Origin of the sequence: Paenibacillus sp. BK033 (genome assembly GCF_004345425.1) — a bacterium.
Taxonomy (GTDB): Bacteria; Bacillota; Bacilli; order Paenibacillales; family Paenibacillaceae; genus Pristimantibacillus.
Genome location: NZ_SLVP01000007.1, coordinates 80127 through 104725, shown reverse-complemented (window position 1 = coordinate 104725; position 24599 = coordinate 80127). Strand labels below are relative to the sequence as shown.

The window sequence follows — 24599 nt, the reverse complement described above, 5'->3', positions numbered from 1 at the left end:
GTATTAATGGTGCTGGATTAACAACAGCTATCTTACCTATAAAGACGAATGCAGATGTTTTGGTAGATATCCCCTGTACAGGTTGTGGCGGATATGCGGTGGGACAGAAGTACGATATGAATACAATTTTAAACTGGGCCGCAAGTACTTACTACTACGAAGGGGAAGTCCGAGTCACCTACGAACCAATCGCTGAACCAACCTCACCAACAGTCTCCTGCGATTGCTCAGCAGAACCGGACACGATCACCTTCGCTGACAAAGATATCCCAGTCACAGCTACGTTGACTGCCTCTCTCTCGGGTAAAGGCACCAAGACCGTCAAGAACTGGACGGTATACGGCCGAGCCGATGATGGCAGCCAGTACACAACCTCAACGGTTGGGTATGGCTTGGACAAGATTGAGCAGAAATTCAGCTTTACCTTACCCAAGGACAAGCTAGATGGGGTTGATAGTTATACAGAAACATGGGTCATGCGAGCCCGTGTAAACTTCAACGACGGGACAACAGCCGAGCAGCCGATAGCGTGTACAACAACCGTTGCGAAGCCGGGTGCCGCCACGCCGGATCCGGGAGGGACGCCAACCCCGCCGCCGGCTCCGCCGGTCACTGCGGATATTGAGTTTAGGCCTAATACCATTATTACAGGGGATCAATCAACGTTGGATAACAACTCCGATGGTTATACGTCCATGAGCTGGACGTTTTCAACCAACCTGCAAGAGGTTATACCGGATACCAGCCAGTATCGCTACCCCAATGTCAAATTTGATAAGCCAGGATTCTATCAGGCGAAAATAATGGTTACTAACGGCATCGAGACGAAATGGGACACCGCCTCTTTGCAGGTGCTTGATCCAAAGCCGGTAGCAGTCGTAACAGGACCAACGAAGGTGATTCAAGGGAGAGATTTCTCAAACATCTTCCATCTGTATAATTCGTATACTCCGCTTGCGGAGCGTGGGGTAACCCTTGATTTTACGAAGAATCAGACGAGTTACAAAAAGTCCGGAGATCCCGTATATACGAATGGCTGGCCATCCAAGGGACCAACAACGCTTGGCGATTATGCCGTAGAAGGCAAGGTTTTTGACTCGCAAGGACGCGAGAGTGACTGGGGCACTCATATTTTTGAAGTAGTTCCCGATCAGCCGCCAGTTGTAAGCATCATGACTCCGGAACAGACCTATCGTTTTAATGAATCGATGATCTATATCGATGCTGAAAGCGTAGATGGTGATGCGCTCGAAAGCATGAAAATCGAAGAGCGTTACGATCATGATAATGACGGCAACTATGAAGAAGAGCTTTGGACAAGCGTTTATACAGGACCTTTCAAAGATACGTACCCCGTCACTTATACGAGCGTAGGGAAGAGGCAATACCGTGCAAGCGTCACGGAGGATTACGGGTTGTCGGCTATATCCGAGATTGCCGCAACCAATGTTCTGAACTATGCTCCCTTTGTGGATTTTGACGTATTCGGCCTGACGCAGCAGCCTGATCAGGGAGATGACAGCGCACCTGAAGATTTGGCTTATACAGGCGAATCGATCATGCGTTCATGGAGGTTAATCCAGCCCTACACAACAAACGCTAACAAGCCGATCGGTTGGAAAACAAACAGCGGTGCATTGCAAACCAAGAATGCCAAGATGGCCGACTTCTTCATTAAGTATCCCAATATGGGATTAGGCGCAAATAGTCGCTCAAAGTACGAATTAGCTGCCGATCTGACCAGCCTGCCTGTTTGGGGACTGCCAGCAGGCGCTGCTGCCGTACCGTACATTTATGCGGGTCATCGCCTCTACTCGCGTGAAGGTGGGGAAATGGTAGAACGCAATGCGAAAAATGGCACGGAAATCAGCAGATTTTCGTTGTCCGAAGCAAGCGGTATGACCTATTTGGGAGCGGATAAGAACGAGAACTTTTATTATGGGGCATGGGTGGGTGAATCATCGAAAGCAACTGCCTATGAGATCAGGAAAATTAACAATCGCGGTCAACTCTCAGCCAGTTATACAGTCCCAATATCAACAGGCATTTCTTACGTGATGTATTTCGAGGTTTCGGATGACGGGCAATACCTCTATATGGCTTATCGGAATAGAGTGGGCGCCGAGCAAAATTACTGGAATGTACATGCCGTCAAATATTCCGTTCAGGATAAGTCCGTGAAATGGGATGTAAAAACCGGTGATCTCCGATATAACCCAACGATCCTGCAGAACTATAAAGGCGTTGTGGATTCTGACGGGGACTTATACCTGACTTGGGGGACCTATACAAGCTATGATGGCTTTGAAACCTACGCCATGGCGGTAAATGGCGATACAGGGGTTATGGGTTACGGGGCCATGACAACCGGTCAAGCAGACCCATCCTACATGGTTGCGAGTCAGCTCAATAAATCAAACAACACAAAGAATTTGTATTTCACCGTCTCCGGATACTACTCAAACATGTTTAATAGCGATACGGGCATGAGTACGGATATTTACGGGTTCTACTGGAATAGAACAACGGGTCAATTAAGCATGCTGGGTTATCCCGGTGTTTCCGGCCCTAATCGATTTGGGATGGAAAGCTGGTATTGCGACGATTATCCGTATTGCGATAAGTTTACCGCCGAAAAATCTTGGGGTGGGACAACTCCCGTTATTTATCCGGACGGAACGATTTATTCGACTACCGTTTATAATTACGGCGACTATAAGTTCGACAGCAATCTTTATCCAATTGTTTTTTACGATGGTAAGAAATATACGTATCAAAATAACAGAGGGAATAAGATTGCTAATGGAAAAGCCTTTTTAATGCCAAGCGGACTGTTGGCCTATCCGATAAACGGAGCATACGCAAACTACTCCGAGGCCACTTATAAGCCATACGCCGGAATAGTAGCTGCGGGCAGGGCGCCGGTGGACTTCTATAATAATTACTATGGTAACAAAACATATTCCAGCGAGATTTTAGATAAGGGCTATTCATTCCCAAGCGGTGCTTTGAAAGATCCGACACTAAACACATCCATACTTCCAGACGGATCATTTTATGGATTTTCGGCTACTTTAGGAGGTTCTACCATTCAATACGTATTCCCCTTTGTTCCCGCGAACGGCAGCGGCGATTATCCGAGGGCAATGGATGAGAATACCGTCGAAGTCGTGGATGCAACATGGGCGGGGTTGTGGTACGATCCAGCGACTAAGCTGAAGAACGACCGGCTTTCCTTTAACATCGCTGTCAACGATGCGGCTAACGATAAGCCAATCGGAGCAGCCGTTCAGGTACAGGACGGTAAGAATATGTACGCAGCCGAGTGGACAAAAGACAAGCTTACTTTATTTAAAGTCGCAGCGGGTACGAAAACAGCTTTGCAATCGGTAGATTATTCACGATCACCGTTCGTAACGTATCCCTTTGAGCTTGAAGCGAGTAACGGCACTTTGCGCGTCTTCATCAACCATGCCAAATTGATTGAAATTTCAGACGATACTTATAAGCAAGGCTCTGTGGGGATTATGTCGCTTGGCCAGCAGCAAGCAAAGTTTAGCGAGGTGAAGGTCAAGAACTACGGGGATTACTACGTAGAAGAAACCCGCCAGTCCGTTCTGGTCGGAGAAGAGATCAAGTACGACACGATTTTTGATGATATCGAAAAAGACCCGGAATCGGCTGAAGAGTGGAGCTACCGGCATGATCCGAATTATTTTGCCAACCCGCTTGGGCTCAGTGCATTTGACGGCAAAACCTTCGAGGTCAAACTTCCTGTACTGGACAAGCCCGGTCTCTACAACATCACGTTGAAGGCGAAGGATAGCCCCGGCATGGATGAATATGAGGGTTGGTCGGAACCGGTAACCAAGGAGCTGTATGTGCACCGCCGTCCCATTGCGCGGCCGGATGTCCGGTTCACGGGTATTGTATATCCGGAAGGGGAGACGCTCGATTATTCGACGTATGATACCTCATATGATCCGGATATCCCGGACTATCTTGCGGACCGGAAGTTTCGGAACAGATGGGCCGACGAAACGGCGTGGACTGCAGGAAAGAGGGAGCTGTATACCCGCCCTGGCGTGGAGCTTATTATTCAAGAGCAAGTGCAGGACGGCTTTGGCGTATGGTCCTATTGGGTGGAGACACGCGTCTACAAGGAAGCGCTCCCGGCTGCGAATCAGCATAGGCCGCAGATGATGATGACCTATCCTGGCGGAACCTTGGCTAGCCCAACGCTGCTTGGAGGCGAGCCAATGCTGCGTTGGACGTACAGCGATGCCGATGGCGATCCGCAAGAGCAATTTTATCTAAAGGTCTCTTACGTTGATAACGGAGCAACCATTATGGAAGGGACATACCCAGGCAACGATACCTCTTTCATACTTGATGAGGGAATCAAACAGGGGCGCAAAGTAAAGGTACAGGGCCGCGTCTATTCCAAAGGGTACTGGTCGGATGACAGCAATATCGTCTATTTTATTCTGAATACGCCGCCAGTGACGCATCTGCTGTCTTTTAACGGAGCTAAAGCGTCTGAACCTGTCTATACGAACAATAATCGGCCGCTGCTCAAAGTATCCGTTACCGACGTTGACGGTCAGCCGGTGTCCAGGGTGGATTACGAAGTCTTAGAAAATGCGAGTTCTGAGCTTGCGGCAGACACTAATAGCGCAATCAGCGCAACGTCTTACGCGCCTCCCGCCTTGCGGGAAGGACTTCATAACTGGAGGGCAAGAGCAAGCGACAGCTTTGCCTGGGGCGGATATTCGGAGAACGGCTATTTCTTTGTAGATACCGTTCCGCCGGACGATACGAACGAGCAGCTCGAGATCAAGCCTACCTCGGTCAAAGTCATGTTTAATCCGTTTAGAGATGCGGCACCGTCATCGGGCCATGCGTCGAGAGCCTTTTACATGCAAAAGGTGAATGATGACGGTTCAACGACCAACATCGATCTGAACAACAACGGAACCGCGGAATACAGCATTCCGCTCCCGAATGGGGCAACCAGTTATACGGTAGGCGGTCTGCTGACCGGAGCGAAGTACCGTCTGATGGTGGTGGACTGGGATGTAGCGGGCAATATGGGTCAATATCAATATATTTATTTCACAACAAACCGTCCGCCAACCGCGGATTTCGACTGGTCGCCGAAGCCGGTGTATGAAGGGGATACGGTAATATTCACTACAGCTGCATCCGACCCGGATAGCAATGAGCTGGCTGTAACGTATAAGTTAACCAGTCCAGCCGGCGTAATCAGAACCTTTAGCTATAGCTTCAAAACACCTTACCCTTCCACGGGACCAAGCTTGCGAATGACGGAGACGGGAGACTGGACGATGCTTCTCACGGTCAGCGACGGCATGGAAACGGTGCAAACCGAGAAAAAAGTAAAGGTGTTTGCGCTTGGGTTAACGGGTTACGTGAAGCATACGGAGCAGTGGGATGAGAAGCGCAAGGAATTCAACAAGAAGCAGAGCGGCAAAGAGGACTCGCCGCGGGGGTATAACGTATTCTGGGCCGGCGAGAAGTTCCTGCTGTCAGCTTCGACAACAAATACCGGAACGGCAACCAAAGCGGACCGGGTGGAGGTTTCGATGAAGAGCTATTCCGCTTCGCTAACGTCCATGAACAGCTCCCGAGCCGGCTGGCAAGGGGAACTATGGGAGAAGGCATTCAACGATTTGAAGAAAGGGCCGCTAAACTTCGAGTTCACGGCTTATTACAATAATGGCATTGTGAAGCGGGATACCGTGACGGTGCAGATTGAAGGCAATGTCTACGATATCGTTGGCGTGCATAGGGTGAAATAAAACAAAAAGGCTGCCCCATCTGAGGGCAGCCTTTGTCGTTATCCGCTCTTAATTTTTGTGAAAAATTTGCTGATTGCATAGTACGCCGCGCCTCGTACAGCCGATTGATCCTGCAGCTCGGCGAAAAGAATTCGGAGCCGCTCGCGGTGATAGGGCAAGGTGCGTCGGGTAACCGATGTCTGTACCGCTTCCTCAAGCCATCTTTGCGCCCGGCTCATGCGGTTGCCGATGATCACAACGTCGGGGTTGAACACATTAACAATGTTCGAAATACCCGCGCCCATGTACTCGCCAATCTTATAGAACAACGCACGAACCTCTTCATTGCCGGCTTCGGCTGCGTCAAGAAGATCCTCTAAGCTGTCGAAGCCAAGCGGAGCAGCCTGCTCAAGAAGTGCATTTTCGGAAGCATACAGCTCCCAGCAGCCTTCATTGCCGCACCGGCAAGGCTTGCCGCTATATTCAATGGACAGATGCCCAAGCTCGCCGGAGAATCCGGTTGCTCCTTTATATAGTTCTTTATTAAGGATAATGCCCGTGCCGATACCAATCCCGACACTGACATAGATCTGATGGGCGATTCCGCGGCCGATTCCGTATTTCTGTTCGCCTTGCGCGCCTGCGTTAGCTTCGTTGTCAATGGTAACCGGAAGCTGGAATCGTTCCTCCAGCATTTGCTGAAGCTCGACATGCTGCCATTCCAGGTTCGGGGCGAACAGGATGGAGCCCTGATCATCCACGATACCCGGCACGCCAATGCCGATTCCCACGATTCCATACGGACTAGCTGGCGCTCTGCCAATTAACTCCTCTATGCATTGAACCAGTTCCCTCAGAGTGAACTCGAGCTGATGCTTCTTGAGGCTTCTCTGAAGCTCGGCAACCACATTCCCCTCAAGGTCGGACAGCACTCCGCGAATGTAGTTAACGCCAAGATCGATCCCTACGGCATAACCGGCCTTGCCGTTAAACAAGAGCATAACCGGTTTACGTCCGCCGCTTGATTCCCCTGGACCAATCTCCAATACGAGATCACTGTCAATCAAATCTTGAACAAGATTGGAGACAGTTGCTTTGTTAAGCCCCGTTAGCTCGGAAATTTGCGCCCGCGAGAGGGGGGCATGCTTCAGCACGGCTTCCAGCACGATGGATGTATTTATTTTTTTTATAAGGGTCAAATCGCCTGTCGTAGTTACTTTCAACTGCAATTGCCTCCGTCCATGTCGTCCATTCAGCCTATTGTAACAGAATTTCCCCGTGATTTGGCTGGTATAAAATAGTTTAGCATAAAAACTTAGTTTGTTTAATATACAAACTAAGAATGCGGAATGAAGTTAGGGCTGGATTCGCGATTTCGTCCATACAAAAAGGAAATGAACGAACAGTGAGGGGATGAGATAGAGGGGAGAAGAGGGCATCGGCTTTTATGAGGTAAATCTGAAATCAAATCTACCTCTTATTTATTTTGGCGCTTCGACAATATAAAGCGTTTGAATGCATTGATTTCTTTCAATTCTTCCTCGGTCCAGTCTTCGCCATTTGTCTCTTCCTGATTGGAACGAAACGCAAGCTCCATCCCATTCTCTTCGATGAGATTGCTTTTCTTGAGTCCGAATCGGTTGGCAATTTTCTCAATGGCACCCATGCGAGGCTCTTTAAGGCCAGTTTCCCAGGCGGAAACGGCTTTATTTGTAACACCTGCAATATCAGCGAGATCCTGCTGCGTTAGGTCGTATTTTTCACGTAGCTTTTTTAAATTTGCGCTGATACTCAACATAATCACTCCATACTTGTTATAAGGTAATTGTACAAAAAAGGCTGATCCAAATCAACTTAAAGGTAGAAAAACGCGTGTTTTCGACGTTGACAATCTACTTTAAGAAGAATATTATGGAAGCAATATTAGGCAAATGAGGAGGGATGAATGCCAGTCCGGAAAGCATTACAGTTTCCGAAAATGGCTAATCGGAATATTAACGAATTTTTTTTGGATAGCAGTCTACTTTAAGTAGACAAAACAGAAACGGGAGCTGCCTTGGGGTAGGAGCCAAGACAGTCCTCAGGCAAAACTGATTATTGATAGTATAGCAAAAATTGCGAGATATGAAAGGATCTTATCAAATAATATATGAGGCTCAGCAAAGGAGAAATAATAGATGAAAGATAAAACGGCCGAAGAAAAAGAAGTTATTCATCAATTAAATCGATACAAGCAAATTCAGGCCAGAATCCAGGTGCTTGATCATTATTCGATTGGAGCTGGTTTGACGGTAAGAAGGCTTAATCAGGACGATAAGCTGCAGGCTTTGCATCAGCGTTTGCGGGGAATGCCAAGTTACGCGTACTTATCAAAGCGCGAGCAAAAGCTGGAAGCAACAGCAAACGCTTATCTATCCAAACAAGCAACTGGACTCAAGAGGCAGCTTGCCGAAATTCCAAGGGAAGCGGCCAACGAAGAGGATGAGCAGCTGCTCGCGGAGCTGCGCGAAAAAATCAAGAAGGTCATTGCGGCAAGAGGATACGACGATACGAAAAATGATTTTGACGCGGTGCTTGATCGCATAACCGAGCTGCAGGTTCTGCAGGAAGAGCTTAAACAGATTGACACAGTCCTTCAGGCTCTGGAATGTTACAAACCGAATTTATCCAGGCTTCTTCGCTTAAGGTATGTGGAAGGTGAGTCGGTAGAAGAAACGATCAGCCTTCTGGGCATTGTTGAACGGACGTATAAACGATGGAGAAAACAGGCGATTGAGCAGTATATTATCCTTTCCGCTTAAAGTTGTCCCTAAGGTTGTCCCCTTGAATGTACTGTTTGGGCAAGTCAACCCATGCTAATATGATAGTATCAAACGAAATGTTAAGCAGTAGCCAGCCGCCCCCGAGGGGCGGCTTTTACTTTGAATGACAGGCTGCGCACAGTTAACATTATCGGGCGATGAATAGAGAGGATGATGCAGTATGCGCTAACCAGTTGTTTTGGAGAAAAATGAAAAGGGACGATCGGGTGAAGCTTTGCGAGGGCGCAAGGCTTTTTTTGTTGTCCAATTCAAGTTCAAAAACAAAAGGTAACGTCAACGAATGAATTCTTAAAAGATTTGAGGTGATGCCGTGCAGATATCGATTAACGATGTAAGACATGCCGTGATTCAAACCCTAATCAACGCATTTCCGCAAACACCGGTCTCTGGCGATGACATTAAACAGATTCTCGAACCGCCGTGTTTTTACGTGAAATTGCTGGAGTCAACCCATCGGCTTGAGCCTGGCAATCGTTATCATCGGGATTATCCGTTTCTCATTCTGTATTCCGGTACGGACGGAAATGAGGATCTGTACGATGCAGCGGAGCAGCTAACGTCAGGTTTGCAGGTAGTTACGGTAGAGGGCTACCAATTAAACGGCGCGAATATGAGGCACCAAATTGTAGATGGGGCACTTCATTTTAGTGTCGATTACGGTTGTACGGTTACAAAGGAGACACCAATTCATCCAAGGATGATGCAATTGCACCAAACAGGAGGTATAAAGCCATGACCAAAACAGTGAAGCAGCAACCGATTTACTTTAAGGCGCAAATCTTGAAAGCAGGTTGTTTTACGCCGTTGCAAAGGGATTTTCTTAAAGCGCTATTAGAGGAAGGGAAGTATTACACGGTTGACGAGGCAGTAAAGCAAATTGAGCAGTACCTAAAACAGGAGGCGAAGTAAAAGATGGCAGGTGGAACATTTACGATGCAAAACAAGGTTCGGCCAGGTGTTTATGTGAACGTAGGCGGTAAAGGACAAGCGGTAGGTACTCTGGGAAGCAGAGGGATTGCAGCGATGGCGCTCCCACTCTCGTGGGGAGCACCGCAGAAGATGATGACTTTCGAGGCGGGAGAGGATTCGCTGGTTAAGCTCGGCTATGAGTTGAACGCCGGCTCCATGCTGCCTGTTCGGGAGGTTTTGAAACGCGCGAAGACGCTGCTACTTTATCGGTTGAATACGGGGGAAAAAGCATCCGTTACAATCGGGCAATTGACAGCTACGGCGAAATACGGCGGTATCCGGGGTAATGACCTGACGATTGTTATCGAGAATAACATCGATGATTCGGCGAAGTACGATGTAAAAACGTTTGTCGATAAGGCCCAAGCCGACCAGCAAACGGTAACGACGATTTCCGAATTAAAGGCAAATGATTGGATTGACTGGACGGGGGCCGGCGGACTGACGTCAAGCGCTGGCGCGCCACTTGCGGGCGGTACGGACGGAGCGGTTACCAACGCGGATCATTTGGGCTTTTTAGCTGCGCTGGAGCTGCTTGATTTCAACACGGCTGCCTATGTTGGAACGGACAATACGCTCAAAAATGTCTATACCTCCTTTGTGAAGAGACTTCGCGATGACGAGGGCAAGAAGGTACAGGCGGTTGTCGAAAACTATCCGGCTGCTGATTACGAAGGTGTAATCAGCGTGAAGAACGGTGTAGTACTCGGTGATGGCACGGTTCTCACTGCGGCGCAGGCGACAGCATGGGTAGCCGGCGCAACGGCGGCAGCCGATGTAAACCAGTCTCTTACTTATAGCGTGTATGACGATGCGGTAGATGTCTCGCCGCGTTATACCAACAGTCAGATCAATGCGGCGCTGCAAAACGGTGAGTTTGTATTTACGGCGAGCAATGGCAAAGCGGTAGTCGAGCAGGACATTAACAGCTTCACAAGCTTTACGGCGGAGAAAACGAAAGCTTTCAGCAAAAATCGCGTAATCCGTGTTTTGGATGGCATTAATAATGACTTTGTCCGGATTTTCTCCGATTACTATCTTGGTAAAGTTTCGAATAATGCCGCTGGACGCAACTTGCTTAAGTCGGAATGCATAAACAACATCAGCATGCTTCAGGGAATTGGGGCGGTGCAAAATTTTGACGCCCAAAATGATATCTCTGTGTACGCCGGGTTGGAGACGGATGCTGTCGGCATTGACTTGAATGTCCAACCGGTAGACAGTGTTGAAAAAATTTACATTACGGTAACCGTAAACTAAGGAGATGACGTAAATGCCTTTTATGATGGAATCTGATGCCATTAGCGGCAAACAAGCAACGGCGACTGCGACAATTAACGGCCGTGTGGAAGAGTTGTTTTACGCAAAATCGATTGAAGCAACGATTGAAAAAAATAAAGTGGATGTACCGGTTCTAGGCCGAACCAATACGCCGCAACGTTCCGCAGGCTGGAAAGGCAGCGGTACTCTGACGGTTTATTATGTCACTTCCGTATTCAGACAGCTGATGTGGTCCTATATTCAGACCGGTCAGGATTTTTGGTTCGATCTTCATATTACAAACGAGCAGCCGGGATCCGCTTCGGGTAAACAATCGGTTGTGCTTAAGGGCTGTAATCTGGACAGCATCATTGCAACGAAATTTGACGCAACCAGCGACGATATGCTCGACGAGGAAATGCCGTTTACCTTTAACGGTTATGATTTGCTCGATCAATTCAATACGATTACGGGCGCCTAACAGGCGCCTTATTTCAAATACGGAGGTAGATCTCAATGAATCTGCAAGAATTTCTTAATAACCATCCTGTTGACAATCTGACGGAGGAAATCATCGTTTCCCCGCGTTTCAAGGATGCCGATGGACTGCCGCTTAAATTTACGATTAAGGCGATGACGAGCCAAGAGTTCGAGGAAATCCGCAAAAGCGCGACCGAGATCCGCAAAGGCCGCAAAGTAGAGTTCGACGCGCAGAAATTCAATCTGCGCGCGGTTATTAACCACACGATTGTGCCGGATTTCAAAGACGCGGCAAGCATTCAAAAGCTTGGCTGCCGCACGCCGGATGAATACGTGCAAAAAGTGCTGCTGGCCGGCGAAATGTCCACCATCGTGAGCAAGATTCAGGAGCTCAGCGGCTTTGACGTCGGGATGAACGAATTGATTGACGAAGCAAAAAACTAATCATGGAGGGGGACGGCGAAGCCAATTACGCCCACTACGCCCTCCATCAGCTGTATATTCTCCCGGGACAATTTGTTCAATTACCCCGGGAGGAAAAGGCCTTCATAATGGCATCCATCGATATTCGGATTAAGAAAGAGAAGGAAGCTGCGAGGAAAAGGTAATCGTTACGTTATTTTGGAAAGGAGGTGAAAGTTTTGTCTAAGCTAAGGGTTGCACTGCGCTTGGCGGATGAAATATCGGGACCGCTTGCTAGCATTATTAATCAATTCAGTACATTAGAGCAATCCTTTCAGAAAGCTGCCGCCCAACAAGAGAAAGTAAATGGTGCAGTAGAGCAGGGACAAGGCATTGTGGGGTTGTTGGATAAAGGGATTAAGAGTGTAATTGATAAATATGTGTCGCTCGAAAGCTTACAGAATGGTATGAAGCTGAGTGACGATTATATGAATTCGATTACCCGGATCAATGCTATTAATGACAATTTACAGACGAGTGAACAACTGCAGGATAAAATCTTTGCAGCTGCAGAGCGGTCTAGAGGAAGTTATTCCGACATGCTAGCCATAGTTGGCAAGCTTAGTGCTGCGGACGCTTTTAAAAGCAACGATGAGGGGATTGCATTTGCGGATCTTATGCAGAAATCGTTCCGGCTTGGCGGAACCGGCATGGAAGATCAGAAGACAGGAATGGATGAGCTTGCCGGTGCCATGTCGGAAGGAAAGCTGGAAGGTGACGGATTCCAATCCATCCTAGAAAATGCCCCAATGATCGCAAGCGCTATCTCTCAATTCACTGGTAAATCAGAGAGTGAACTGCAGACCATGGCTGATAAAGGAGCCCTTACTGCAGACATAATTAAAAACGCTATGTTTGCGGCTTCGGGCGATATTAATTCGAGTTTCGCTGAAATGCCAATGTCCTTTGGAGACTACGTTACACAAATGCGGAATACGGCTTTACAGTCTTTTGGTCCAGTAATTCAGCAAGTAAGCGAGTTAATTAACAGCCCTGCAGGGGAGCAGTTTGTCCAAGGTTTTGGATCGGCTATTGCATTTGCAGCTCAGCTGGCAGGACAGCTGTTAACGGCCGTATCTAATGTAGTTGGTTTCATTAGCGAGAATATGCCGATTATAGAACCAATATTATGGGGATTGGTAGCCGCCATGGGGAGTCTGTGGTTAATAACCCAAATGGTAAACATAGTGCAGTTAATCTTAAATGCTACGATGAAAGCAAACATCTATGTTTTAATCATTTCGCTCGTAATTGGTCTAATCGTATGGCTTATTAAACTTTGGCAAACGAATGATCAGTTCGCCGCGGCATTAATGCGTGCCTGGAACGTCATTCTTAATTTCTTCGACCAAATCCCTGGATTCTTCTGGGGTATGGTTGAAGCTATGCTAGCTCCCTACGTCTGGCTTGCTGAAAAAATCGGCTTTATTTATGACAGCGTAATAAATGGAATCATTGATGGTATTAATCATGTTTTGCAAATTGTAAATAAAGTCACGGGCTCGTCCTTTGAAATTCAAGGTCACTTCAGTATGGAGAATCTCACCAAAGACATTCAGTCATTTGCGGCAGATCAGAAAAAGGATGCTTTCGCAAAAGCTGCAGATCAAGCTGCTAAGCGTGAACAGCAAGTGAAAGACGCGATGGCTGAACGTGAAGAGGTACGTTCGAAGAAGGAAAAAGAAAAAAATACCAACCCACTGGGAACAGGGGATTACGGCAATTTGGTAAGCGGTACTTACTCCAACCCACCAGGAACCGTAACTGGATCCGTGCCAGGAATCGGCGCCGGTACCGGCGCCGGAACTATTCCCAAGGTAGGAGAAGTTGGGGAAGTCGGCAAAATCAATAATACGGTCGACATCTCGAGCGAGGATATTGAAATGATGCGGAACCTTGCGGAAATGAATGCGATTCAGAACTTTGTGACGCTGACGCCGACGGTGCAAGTGACGACTGGGCCGATATCGAAGGACGTTGACGTGGACGAGGTCATCCGAAGGATCGGCAGCACGATGGAGCAGGAGATTCAGTCTTCCGCGCAGGGTGCTTACGGTTAATATGTTATGAACAGGCGAGGCGCTCTTAATAAAGAGCGCCTTAATAAAAAGGTGGTGTGAGGATGGCCGAGACAAGTTCGTTCACGATGATGATCGGCTGGAACAACGGTGAGGAGGGATGGGAGTTTCCGGTTCTGCCGGACGAAATCAACATTAAGCGCGATGGATCAGGCAAGGATTACAATATTGTCGGTACCGGTCCTATCAGCACGATTGAGAAGCCGGGGCTTGCGGAAATAAGCTTCAAGAGCTTTTTCCCCGGACACAACTATCCCTTTAATCAAAGTATTTATCATTGGAAAAGGTATGATCACGTTCAGGACCGAACAAAATCAAGGAATATGATTCTTGAAGTGCTGCGCGGCGTCGATTGGAAAACGAAAGTTCCGGATCCTAACGCCTATGTGAACGATATTAACAGATGGATGCACAGCGGTTACCCTGTCCGGTTTATTTATGTGGGCAGCAACTCCCAGGATGATTCGGCCAAAATCAGTCTGCCGATGTCAATCGAATCCTTCGAGCGTTGGGAAGAGGCCGGTTCCCCGGGAGATATTTTCTATTCGCTTAAGCTCAAGGAATACGTCTTTCATTACCCGCAAAAAGTCAAAGCCGTAACGACAGCCGACGGTAAAACGAAGCTTCTCAAGGATTCGTCGTCAAGACCGGATGATCGGGTGCCTCTCAAGACGTACACCTTAAAACCGGGCGATACGCTTATAAAAGTAGCCGGAATGCAACTGGGGAACAGTGCGCGGTGGAGGGACATTCAAAAGCTTAACGGAATTACGGATGCGGAACTGAAACGGCTGCCGGTCGGTAAAGTGCTCAAATTGCCGAATAGGAGCTGATGCCCATGTTTGAGCTTATCGTCGACAACCGCAATGGAACGCTTTGGGATCTTTCCAAGCTGGTACCCGATTGGAGCTGGAGTACAAAACGAACCGGCAAAGCAGGCACGCTGCAATTTACGATCATTCGTAACCCGTCCTACCAGGAATCGCATTATGAGATTAATTGCGGCGATGTCGTTAGGCTGCGAATGAACGATACGGTCCTTTTTTATGGATATGTGTTTGTCCTGGAGGACTCCGAGGACCGGGAATTAAAAGTAACGGCTTATGACCAGCTCCGGTATTTGCTCGAGACGGATACGTACGTGAAGACGAACGTTACGGCTACCCAAGTCTTAAAGGACAACGCGCTGGATGTCGGTCTTTCAATCGGAGATATCGCGGATACGATTCATCCCATAAAGACATTTTCGCAGGATGGGCAAAAAAGGCTGGATATGATTTATAAAGCCCTTGACGAGACGCTGATCGCTAAGGGGCGCATTTATGTTTTGTACGATGATGACGGTCATTTAATGCTCAAAGATATCGAGGATATGACTCTCGATCTCATTCTCGGTGATGATAGTCTCGTATACGGCTATTCGTTGAAGCGCGACATTGATTCCGATACCTTTAACCGGGTGAAAATGGTGAAGGATAATCAAGAAACGGGGAAGCGCGAGGCCTATATTCTTGAGGATAGTTCCAAGATCGGCAAGTGGGGGCGGCTGCAGTACTATCAGAAGGTCGATGACGGGCTTAATAAAGCCCAGATCAATGCGATGCTGGAATGCGTGATGGAGCTTAAAGGCCGCGAGCAGAAATCCTTCAAACTGGATGCCCTTGGTTACATCGGTATGCGTGCCGGCGTGAAGCTGCAAATCACGATTAAGGAACAGGGGATTAATCAATATTTTCTCGTTGAAGAATGCACCCATCAAATGAAAGGGGACGAGCATACGATGAGCCTGGATCTAAAGGTGTACGGGACATGAGTATTAACGACCAAGTAAAAAAAATCGTGAAAGAGTATTTAAGCTCTATACAGCCGGTTGCCGTCATGTATGGGTCGGTTACGAATACAAATCCGCTGGAAGTGAACGTTGATCAACGGCTCACCTTTACGGCGGATTTTTTAATTATACCGGAACACATCGGCACCAGTCTGGAACCTGGCGCGAAGCTGATTCTGCTGCGAGAGGCCGGCGGTGAAAAGTTTGTCGCTATAGGGAGGTTGATGGATTGATCTTGCCTAAAGGAGCGGTTCTGGATACCGCGTCGGAAGAAGTGTTACAAACCAGTCGAACCTATCATCTGAATCAAGAGCGGGGCAGGATCACCGGGATTGTTGATGGGCAGGATGCCGTAAAGCAGGCGATTTATAAAATACTGAATACCGAACGGTTCGCCCATTTTATTTATTCCGGAAGTTACGGAAGCGAGAAAAGCGGAATATTCCGCAACGATTATGAGCGCTGCATTCGTGAGGCTCTGTTGCAGGATGAGCGCATAAGCGCCGTTCAGGATTTCGAAATAACGGGAAGCGGAGACGAAGCTGCTGTTCGTTTTACGGCTCTAACGATTTACGGCTCCGTATCCATTGAGAAAGGAGGATTCTAATTGTACGAAACGCAAACCTTCGAAGCGATCTTGCAGCGTATGCTAGATCGGGTACCCGGCTCCATAGACAAGCGCGAAGGGAGTATTATTTACGACGCCCTCGCTCCGGCAGCAGCCGAATTGGCACAAATCTATGCCGATCTGGATATAAATTTAAATTTGGTATTCGGAAATACCTCGACCGGGGAGTATCTGGCGAGGCGAACGGCGGATTTCGGAATCGAGCGCCAGCAGGCATCTAAAGCCGAGCGGCTTGGTTTATTTTACAACAGTGAAAATGTACTGATGGATGTTCCGATTGGCAGCCGTTATTCTTTGGATGGCTTGTATTACAAAGCGATCGAGAAGATCTCGACCGGCAATTATAAGCTGCAATCCGAGACAGCTGGAAGCACGGGCAATGCCAACTACGGACAGATGCTCCCCATGGATTATATTAACGGACTGGGGAGAGCGATTTTGTCAGAGGTTCTGATTCCGGGTGAGGATGATGAGACGGATGATTCGTTAAGAAAACGATTTTTAGCGAAGGTACAAAAACCGGGAACCAGCGGAAATGTATCCGATTATAAAAATTGGGCATTATCCGTGTCCGGTGTCGGAGCAGCGTATGTGAAGCCTTTATGGGATGGGCCGGGCACGGTAAAAGTGACCATCTTAGACAGTGAGATGCGTCCGGCATCCACTGCCTTGACCGAGGAGGTGCAAAATTTCATTAGTCCGTTGCCGGGGATGGGACAAGAGGTAGCTCCGATTGGAGCAATCGTAACCGTATCCCCTGCCGAAGGAGTGGCCGTAAATCTTACGGCTAAGCTGCTTCTGAACGGTTCGGCGTCCTTGGCGGATGTTCAGAGAAATATTGAAGCTGCAGTCGCTGCTTATCTCAAAGGACTCGCATTTGCTGATGATCCTTCGCCTAAATACGTTCGAATCGGTGCATTGCTTTTGGACATTGAGGGGGTTAACGATTACTCCTTCCTGCAGATTAACGGGGGCACATCCAACATCCCGATATCCCCTGATCAAGTAGCCATACTTGGAACGGTGGACTTGGAGGTGTAAGTATGCCCTATCATTTTGCGCCCAAGCTAAATGCCAAATCGGATGGTAGCCATTATGTAATTGAAGAAGCAGTAAAGATGACAAACGGCTCGTATATCGGCTTTCTGGCGCACGATAACATCCTGGAAAATACGATAAGCGTCTATACAGGAACGAAATACACGGGCTCATTGGTTAAAGACGTCATTATCTCGATTCCCCAGGATACGCCCTGGAGGCGTCAAGTGAAAATCTTTTCGAATACGGATGAGGTTTACGTAACCTACGAGACGCCGGGCGATGTCGTTGAGGCGGACGATATTAACGGCTTGCAAGCAAGTCTTACCGCTACGCAAAAAGAAATCGAAGATTACAAAACCAGCGGAATTGTTGACGGGGGATCTTTTATAGGAGAGTGATGGAATGGCGCAAACGATTCAGTTAAAAAGAGGGACGAAAGCCCAACTGGATGCTCACGGGCCGCTTGTATCAGGCGAAATGGGCTTTTGCACGGATACGAAAGAAATTTTTATCGGAGACGGCAGCGCGAATACGCTTATCGGACGGGCAATGTCAGGGACTGAGTCTGCCAGGCCAACGGCTTCCGTTTTGGGCCGTCTCTATTATGTGACGATCGGAACCAACGCCGGATATATGTACTTTGACAGCGGCACAGCCTGGCAAGCGGTCAACGCGCGGAAAATAACAGAATTATCCGGTTCCTTGGACGATATTGTTGACGGATCAAGCTATGGCAAAGTGTTAAAAGCGGATATCTCCAGCGGTCGCATTAATAAGGTGTCGGATGGAACGAATACTTTAACGGCTGCTGAATTAAGAGGACATCTCAATGACGCGAGTCTACACAGGCAAATTAACGATTCCGGTTCAACGGTAACGGATTTGTGGTCAGCGCAAAAGATCAGAAATGAAATTGAATTGGCAAAACGAAATATCGAGCCGCAAGCCTCCGTTAAAAATCGGACAACGACGGCTCCTCCGGCAACCCCGGCAGATGGCGACCGTTATATTATCCCCGGCAGCGCAACAGGCGTCTGGTCCGGCAAGACGAATCAAATTGCGGAATGGCAATCGTCAACTTGGACGTATTATCCGCCAGCTGTTGGTTGGACCTGCTATGTCGACGATGAGCAGAAGATTTACTCCTGGAACGGATCGGCGTGGGTACGCACTGGCGGTGCGCTACAAACGGTTGGGGCTGGCAATGGCTTGACGGGCGGAGGACAAGCGGACAGCGTGACTTTAAACGTGGGAGCGGGTAACGGCATTGCTGTTGCGGCAGACGCTATTTCCGTCGTAGCAGGTAATGGTATCACGGTTGGCTCAAGCGGTGTGGCCGTTAATATTGACGCCGCTGCTATTATCTACGATGCTGCCAATGGCAACAGGCTCACAGTAGGGACCGTAGACGGCGGGACATTCTGATGGCCAGGAAAGCATTAATACAGATCCGCCGGGGACTCGAGATCAACATCGGTCTGCTGGCCGAAGGAGAACTTGGTTATTGTACGGATAGCCAAAAGCTCTACATCGGAACCAGCGGGGGGAATGTCGTGCTTGTTGCTGCCCAAACAGCCGGCGACATGCTGAAGTCCATCTACGATACGGATAATGACGGCAAAGTAGACGCTGCTGTTGCTGCAGACAACGTGCCATGGTCCGGCATTAGCAATAAGGCGTCAGCTTCTGTTTCCGCGGCAGGTATCGTGCAGCTTAATAGTACGGTTACGAGTACCAGCACGGTGCAAGCAGCTACCGCAAGCGCGGTGAAATCGGCTTACGATTTGGCCAGTGGGAAATTAAGCCCAAGAGTAACCTGGAATCAACTTAAGGGGGTGTGAGCTTTTGGCATACGGTATTGAGGTCTACGGGGTGCTGGCATACGGAGCGGAGGAGGGGGAGGGCGGCAATAGCAATTCTAAAAGTATTGATTTATTAGCCTATCTACCTTCCTATTACAGGGAAATAACGGAAATGAAAGAGCTTCAAGAAGCTGCAGGTTATGAAATCTCGGATCTTGCTGAGAAAAGTATCGATCTGCTGGACCAGAGTTTTATTAATACGGCTACCTGGGGATTAACGCGCTGGGAAAGCGAACTAGGTATCGCAGCGAATCGCGTTCAGTCGTATGAGCGGCGAAGGGAGCAGTTGAAGGCCAAGTTATACGGTTCCGGGACAACAACGAAGCAGATGATTATCGACACGGCGGCGGCTTTTTCGGGCGGTGAAGTCGTGGTAAATGTGTATCCGGAGCAATACCTGTTTGAAATTGTATTCGTCGGATCCAAGGGGATTCCGCCAAACATGCCGGGCTTTATTCAAATGCTTGAAGATATTAAGCCAGCTCATCTGGCTTATAGATTCAAGTACATTTATACCGTTTGGGATAACCTGGCGGCCTTATCGTGGGGAAATGCCCATGCAAAAACTTGGTCGGAACTAAAAGTATATGAAGGAGGAGCGCAATGAAAACGACAAGCAATCTCGGGCTGATGAAGCCTGAAGGGACAGATGTTGTAGATATTGAGAATTTTAATACAAACGCAGATACGCTTGATACAACAATTGGCGCTATGTCCACCGTGCCAACAACGGCAAAAAATATTGCCGGGGCAATTAAGGAAATCCATACGGCAATGTCAAACCTGGACACCACGATCTCGGATGGAGAAATTACAACCGCCAAGTTGGCGGATTCGGCGGTTACAACTGCTAAGCTTGCCGCGAATGCCGTAACCGGAGCCAAGATGGCGAACAGTACCGTGACGGCAGCTCAGCTTGCCGACGGGGCCGTTACATCAGCAAAACTTGCGGATAGCGGGGTAGTTGCGGGAACATACAAAAGCGTGACTGTTGATGGAAAAGGCCGGGTGACCGCGGGAACGAATCCGACAACGCTTAGCGGATATGGGATCACGGATGCTGCGCCTTTGGCTAGCCCGGCTTTGACGGGGACGCCTACGGCGCCTACTGCGGTAGTAGATACAAGTTCATCTCAACTTGCGACAACTGCATTTGTACTTGGTCAAGCAGGATCAACTGCTCCTGCTATGAATGGCACAGCGGCCGCTGGCTCGTCAGTAAAGTACGCCCGCGCCGACCATGTTCACCCGACGGATACTACTCGGGCACCGCTTGCATCACCGGCCTTAACCGGTACGCCGACAGCACCTACAGCGGTGATCGGGACTAATTCGAAGCAATTGGCAACAACGGAATATGTGGACCGGGCGGTTAGTAACGTTGAGGCAATGGCCAAGGCTTCGTCCAACAGAATGGACAAAATCTTGTCGGCCAAGGTGTCCAACCTTGCATTAAACAGCACGTCCATTGATGTTGGTGGCTGGGTAACAACATACCCGTATAGTGATTCGTTCTCTAATGGATTTATTGACGATGCTAACGGCCTGTTTTATCCGTCCGAAGGTGTCCAACTCATTGCCGTGCGACCTGACTTGGGTTCTTACGTGACGTATAGCATATACAAAAACGGCGCTTGGTTCGCGCTTGGGACAACTAATGCGACATCAGGCGCAACAACGGCAGTAGTGGACTACGCTTCACCGGGGGACTATTATCACATAAAAGCGTCATCCAGTTCGGCAAGTACCGGCAATGGCCTTGCTATGACGGTAACTAAACTAAATTAAGGAGTGGTTAAACAATGGCTATCAATTACGGGTCCGGCCGCACAACGGCCACGATTTCAACAAATACAACGTTGGCCGCTGGTGTTTATGAGTATCAAAACATTACAGTAAACGCAGGCATATCGTTAACAGTACCTAATAACACTATCATTTTTGTTAAAGGCACACTTGCCTTAAATGGCATTATCGAGGTATCCAACGCAGGGACCGGCGGCGGCGGCGGCCTGGTATCGTCAACTCCAAGTTGGGGGCAAGGCGGGAATGGCGGGGACGCTGGCGGAACCATTACCGTAATTGCCAACACCATAACAGGAAGTGGAACAATCAGAGCGAGAGGCGCCGGTGGTGGCGCCGGGATTGCGTCTAACATAAGTTATGGCAGTGACGTGGCGGCAAACTCATATAAAATGCCGGGAACAGGTATTCCGCATTTGACGCCATTTAGCATGGGCATTTCTAAATTGCCGGTATCGCCGCCGGGCGGCAACGTAATTGGTCCTTATAGCGGCGGCGTAGCCTTCCAATATGGAATCGCCACAAAGCTTAATGACCTTTGGGACTACTTGCAAAATAATGTTATTTACCAACTAAAGCAAGGCGGCTATGCGTCGCTTTCCCTGCAAGCAGGCGGCGGTTCGGGTGGGAGTTCGGGCGCCTATGCCGGAACATACACAGGAGCAGGCGGACCAGGCGGAGCCGGTGGTACCATGTTCGGAATTGGTGGCGGCGGCGGACAAGGTGACAGCTATCACCAAAACAGCGGGGCGGGATTATACGAAGGTACGGCCGGAGCAGGCGGCGGTGGAGCAGGCGGCGCCATCCTGCTTGTGTGCCCAAGCGTTTCCAGCACGTTAAACCTTGATGTAACAGGCGGAGCAGGCGGCAACGCACCGGCACAATACGCAGGAGGAAGCGCCAACAACCCACGCGGTGGCGGCGGTGGCGGTGGTGGTGGTGGTCTTATTCTATCGTTTACGGATAAAGACTTGTATAACACTTCTTTGGTAACAGGCGGCGCGGCTGGCCTCAAATCACCAAACACCGGCACAGGCACGTCCGGCGCCGTATATGCTACTGACGGTACAATCGGAACAAGTGGCCAATATCTTTATTTGCCTATCAGTACTTATTTGTCCTAATCTATCGAGATGGTCAGGGGCATATCGATCCTGACCTCATTATATGCCCAGCATGGGCGCTATCTTTAGGGTTCAAGTCCTGAATGGTGAAGGCAGTAGTAGCCATAGCTCAAAGGCAAGGGTGTCCGCCGCGAGGCGGAATCTGAAGGAAGCCGGCGCTCCGGTCTGAGGAACACTAACTTCATATAAGGCTAGCGTAGGTTGGGTGAGGTTGCATAACTTCATAAAGGAGACTGACAAATGAACGAAGATTCAAAATATGTAGAAATCAATGGCGATAAGAAGACAGTTTGGAAAATGCCCCCAATTGAATTTGGCGGCGTTACCCGTCTCCAAATTCGCGATCTGACTACTCTTATGGGGGATTCAGATTACCAAGACAAAACGGATTGCGGTATAACGCTTAAGCAAATTTAATGAGTTAGATCAGCTCCGCTGTATAAGTGGGGCCTTTTATTTTTGAAAAGAAAGCAGGTGATTAGATGAATTGGAGCTCAATTACGGTTGTAATTGGGGTTTGTACTGGTCTCAGCGGAATTATTTTAGGCTGGTTGGGACGGTCGCGATCCATACGAAGTGATACGGCAGCCGAAGCCGGCAGGGATGCGACCTTGCGTACGGACGTTGAGTATATCAAACGTGGAGTCGATGATATGCGCGTTGAACAGCGGATACAAGGGCAGCGGTTCGATATTTTGGCAGAACGGGTTACGAGAGTTGAGGAGTCGTCCAAACAGGCTCACAAACGGCTCGATCGATTGGAGGCAGAGCACTAATGGAACAACAGGATATTCTCACCCTAGCCGCCCTTGTGGCGGCTTTTGTTGGTGTCGTTAAGGGTTACGGTGTCCCGGCTAAACATAGCTCGGCCATTGCTATTGGTGTAGCAGCTATTTTCGTCCTCGTTCCTTCAACGGTACGAGATACTATTATTAACATTGCCGTAATCGGGCTAACCGCATCGGGTGCATACAGTTACGTCAAAACGAAGGATAGTGGCAAGGATGCAAGCTAAATCAGCCAGTAATGTTAAGATCATTGACGTCTCTCACCATCAAGGTTCAATAAACTGGACAGCAGTAAAATCGGATGGTGTAAAGGGGGCATTCATAAAAGCAACGGAAGGCAGAACGATCCTCGATGATAAGCTCGAAGTGAACGCAAAGGAAGCTGCGACAGTAGGACTTGCAATTGGCTTTTATCATTATGCTCATCCGGAGAATAACGATCCATTGGTAGAGGCTGCTCAGTTTGCGAATGCGATAAAAGGTTTTGCAGCCCAGTTCCCGCATGTCTTGGACGTTGAAGGCAAGGCGTCTACAGTTGGCGGAGTTCAATTATCCGATTGGTGTTTAACCTGGCTCCAAGAGGTGGAACGTATTACCGGACACCCAACGATGATCTACACAGGGGCAAGTTTCGCGAAAATTTTCTTGAACAAGCAGGTCGCATCATTTCCTCTATGGATTGCTCATTATGGCGTAGAAACACCAATAGCGAACGGCACATGGGAAAAATGGTCCGTATTCCAGTATACTTCTAGCGGGAGTGTAAAAGGGATAACTGGAAATGTAGATATTAATGCCATGGAGCATGATTTTTTCGATAAGCATGTTCAACTTCCTGAGTGTATGAGGGAAAAAGAATACATCCTCAAACCTGCTGATGCGAACAAAATCATTCCGTTTTTATCCGCTGCTTATAAGGCAACGCAGGATCCGGAAGCACGTGAAGAACTGCATCGGCTAGCCAACGAACTGCGTAAAGCGTCAGGGCAAAAAGAACAGTAGGCATTAAAAGGAGCTCAAACACAGAGAAAAAGTGTTTGAGCTCTTTTTTGCTTGTTTTTAGGTGATTTTTAATACTCCGAACCCTATTTCCAAATTATTTTCAACTTGCAATAGGAACGTATGTTTGGTATATAATAGGAACACATGTTCTTATTATATAGACTATCTATATAGGGTGAATCGTAACGGTTGTTTCGGAATTGGCATCTTCAAATATGAGGATCAGCTATTATCAGGAGGGTAGTGTGATTCGAGTGATTTTTACATTTAAAGAAATTCGCTTGGCGAAACAATTGGAGGTCAGTGACGTTGCTGCACGAATCGGTGTATCGGATGATTTGTTATTGAAATACGAAAAAGACAGCCGCATGATTCCATGCAGCATTGCCATGAAATTATGTACGCTTTATCGTGTGCCTACAATCGATCTGATTTATATCGGTAAGCTGCCGGATTAGCATTGGCAGTTTTTTATTTCCCCGTTACTTCAGTGTAATGAAGCGAACAAACGGGAATATTACTCCTGAAAAAAATGAAAAAAAATATTTTGATGAATCTTAGTTTGTTTAATAGACAAACTAAGTTACCCGTGCTATATTATTGGTGAGCGTTTTCAAAACACACTTAGCTAACGAGAAGATTGAACTT

At 48.3% G+C, this 24599-nt stretch carries 26 protein-coding genes; 24 read left to right on the top strand and 2 right to left on the bottom strand.

The window, feature by feature from the left end:
* Window positions 1–116: 116 nt before the first annotated feature.
* On the top strand, window positions 117–5822 hold the full coding sequence (locus tag EV294_RS21520) for a hypothetical protein (protein ID WP_132310557.1): 5706 nt from the start codon (window positions 117–119) through the stop codon (window positions 5820–5822).
* Window positions 5823–5860: 38 nt separating this feature from the next.
* On the opposite strand, the gene EV294_RS21515 is transcribed toward EV294_RS21520, so the two are convergent.
* Complete coding sequence (locus EV294_RS21515; RefSeq protein ID WP_132310555.1) at window positions 5861–7024, bottom strand: ROK family transcriptional regulator; 1164 nt, start codon at window positions 7022–7024, stop codon at window positions 5861–5863.
* A gap of 254 nt (window positions 7025–7278) precedes the next feature.
* Window positions 7279–7599, bottom strand: coding sequence for a helix-turn-helix domain-containing protein (locus EV294_RS21510; protein WP_243711747.1), 321 nt, complete (start codon window positions 7597–7599; stop codon window positions 7279–7281).
* A 379-nt stretch (window positions 7600–7978) separates the two neighbouring features.
* On the opposite strand from EV294_RS21510, the gene EV294_RS21505 reads away from it, so the two are divergent.
* The 23 genes from EV294_RS21505 (at window position 7979) to EV294_RS21405 (ending at window position 24409) form a co-directional block, all read left to right on the top strand.
* The gene (locus tag EV294_RS21505) at window positions 7979–8602 is read left to right on the top strand and encodes an ECF-type sigma factor (protein WP_132310551.1); all 624 of its coding nucleotides are present in this window, start codon (window positions 7979–7981) and stop codon (window positions 8600–8602) included.
* Between the two features lie 331 nt (window positions 8603–8933).
* Window positions 8934–9359, top strand: a complete 426-nt coding sequence (locus tag EV294_RS21500) for a phage tail terminator family protein (protein WP_165930770.1) — start codon at window positions 8934–8936, stop codon at window positions 9357–9359.
* Window positions 9356–9532 carry a hypothetical protein gene (locus tag EV294_RS30400; RefSeq protein WP_165930769.1) on the top strand — a complete coding sequence of 59 codons (177 nt, stop codon included), beginning with the start codon at window positions 9356–9358 and terminating at the stop codon, window positions 9530–9532. Before EV294_RS21500 ends, EV294_RS30400 begins: the two co-directional genes overlap by 4 nt.
* Before the next feature lie 3 nt (window positions 9533–9535).
* A complete protein-coding gene (locus EV294_RS21495) occupies window positions 9536–10852 on the top strand; it encodes a phage tail sheath family protein (RefSeq protein WP_132310547.1) in 1317 nt (438 codons plus the stop codon).
* A gap of 13 nt (window positions 10853–10865) precedes the next feature.
* Window positions 10866–11333, top strand: a complete 468-nt coding sequence (locus tag EV294_RS21490; protein WP_132310545.1) for a phage tail tube protein — start codon at window positions 10866–10868, stop codon at window positions 11331–11333.
* 35 nt (window positions 11334–11368) lie between these two features.
* Window positions 11369–11776, top strand: coding sequence for a phage tail assembly chaperone (locus EV294_RS21485; RefSeq protein ID WP_132310543.1), 408 nt, complete (start codon window positions 11369–11371; stop codon window positions 11774–11776).
* Window positions 11777–11973: 197 nt separating this feature from the next.
* The gene (locus EV294_RS21480) at window positions 11974–13854 is read left to right on the top strand and encodes a tape measure protein (RefSeq protein WP_132310541.1); all 1881 of its coding nucleotides are present in this window, start codon (window positions 11974–11976) and stop codon (window positions 13852–13854) included.
* A 62-nt stretch (window positions 13855–13916) separates the two neighbouring features.
* Entirely contained in the window at window positions 13917–14705 is a 789-nt protein-coding gene (locus tag EV294_RS21475) for a LysM peptidoglycan-binding domain-containing protein (RefSeq protein WP_132310539.1), read from the top strand.
* Window positions 14706–14710: 5 nt separating this feature from the next.
* Window positions 14711–15685 carry an XkdQ/YqbQ family protein gene (locus EV294_RS21470; protein ID WP_243711746.1) on the top strand — a complete coding sequence of 325 codons (975 nt, stop codon included), beginning with the start codon at window positions 14711–14713 and terminating at the stop codon, window positions 15683–15685.
* On the top strand, window positions 15682–15936 hold the full coding sequence (locus tag EV294_RS21465) for a DUF2577 family protein (protein WP_132310535.1): 255 nt from the start codon (window positions 15682–15684) through the stop codon (window positions 15934–15936). Before EV294_RS21470 ends, EV294_RS21465 begins: the two co-directional genes overlap by 4 nt.
* The gene (locus tag EV294_RS21460) at window positions 15933–16310 is read left to right on the top strand and encodes a DUF2634 domain-containing protein (RefSeq protein WP_132310533.1); all 378 of its coding nucleotides are present in this window, start codon (window positions 15933–15935) and stop codon (window positions 16308–16310) included. Before EV294_RS21465 ends, EV294_RS21460 begins: the two co-directional genes overlap by 4 nt.
* Window positions 16311–17372, top strand: a complete 1062-nt coding sequence (locus tag EV294_RS21455) for a baseplate J/gp47 family protein (protein ID WP_132310531.1) — start codon at window positions 16311–16313, stop codon at window positions 17370–17372. It abuts the gene before it with no gap.
* Between the two features lie 2 nt (window positions 17373–17374).
* The gene (locus EV294_RS21450) at window positions 17375–17770 is read left to right on the top strand and encodes a phosphoglucomutase (protein WP_132310529.1); all 396 of its coding nucleotides are present in this window, start codon (window positions 17375–17377) and stop codon (window positions 17768–17770) included.
* 4 nt (window positions 17771–17774) lie between these two features.
* Window positions 17775–18797, top strand: coding sequence for a DUF2793 domain-containing protein (locus EV294_RS21445; RefSeq protein ID WP_132310527.1), 1023 nt, complete (start codon window positions 17775–17777; stop codon window positions 18795–18797).
* Complete coding sequence (locus EV294_RS21440; RefSeq protein WP_132310525.1) at window positions 18797–19213, top strand: tail fiber protein; 417 nt, start codon at window positions 18797–18799, stop codon at window positions 19211–19213. The genes EV294_RS21445 and EV294_RS21440 overlap by 1 nt, the downstream gene beginning before the upstream one ends.
* 4 nt (window positions 19214–19217) lie before the next feature.
* Entirely contained in the window at window positions 19218–19841 is a 624-nt protein-coding gene (locus tag EV294_RS21435; protein ID WP_132310523.1) for a YmfQ family protein, read from the top strand.
* Window positions 19838–21022: a phage tail protein gene (locus tag EV294_RS21430; RefSeq protein ID WP_132310521.1), complete on the top strand. Its 1185-nt coding sequence runs from the start codon at window positions 19838–19840 to the stop codon at window positions 21020–21022. Before EV294_RS21435 ends, EV294_RS21430 begins: the two co-directional genes overlap by 4 nt.
* 14 nt (window positions 21023–21036) lie before the next feature.
* Entirely contained in the window at window positions 21037–22161 is a 1125-nt protein-coding gene (locus EV294_RS21425; RefSeq protein WP_132310519.1) for a hypothetical protein, read from the top strand.
* Between the two features lie 240 nt (window positions 22162–22401).
* Window positions 22402–22578 (top strand): hypothetical protein, encoded by a 177-nt coding sequence (locus EV294_RS30395; protein WP_165930768.1) that lies wholly within the window; start codon window positions 22402–22404, stop codon window positions 22576–22578.
* A gap of 65 nt (window positions 22579–22643) precedes the next feature.
* Window positions 22644–22937: a hypothetical protein gene (locus EV294_RS21420; RefSeq protein WP_132310517.1), complete on the top strand. Its 294-nt coding sequence runs from the start codon at window positions 22644–22646 to the stop codon at window positions 22935–22937.
* On the top strand, window positions 22937–23176 hold the full coding sequence (locus EV294_RS21415; RefSeq protein WP_132310515.1) for a hypothetical protein: 240 nt from the start codon (window positions 22937–22939) through the stop codon (window positions 23174–23176). The genes EV294_RS21420 and EV294_RS21415 overlap by 1 nt, the downstream gene beginning before the upstream one ends.
* Entirely contained in the window at window positions 23166–23951 is a 786-nt protein-coding gene (locus EV294_RS21410) for a glycoside hydrolase family 25 protein (protein WP_132310513.1), read from the top strand. Before EV294_RS21415 ends, EV294_RS21410 begins: the two co-directional genes overlap by 11 nt.
* A gap of 245 nt (window positions 23952–24196) precedes the next feature.
* Complete coding sequence (locus EV294_RS21405) at window positions 24197–24409, top strand: helix-turn-helix domain-containing protein (RefSeq protein WP_132310511.1); 213 nt, start codon at window positions 24197–24199, stop codon at window positions 24407–24409.
* Window positions 24410–24599: the final 190 nt, after the last annotated feature.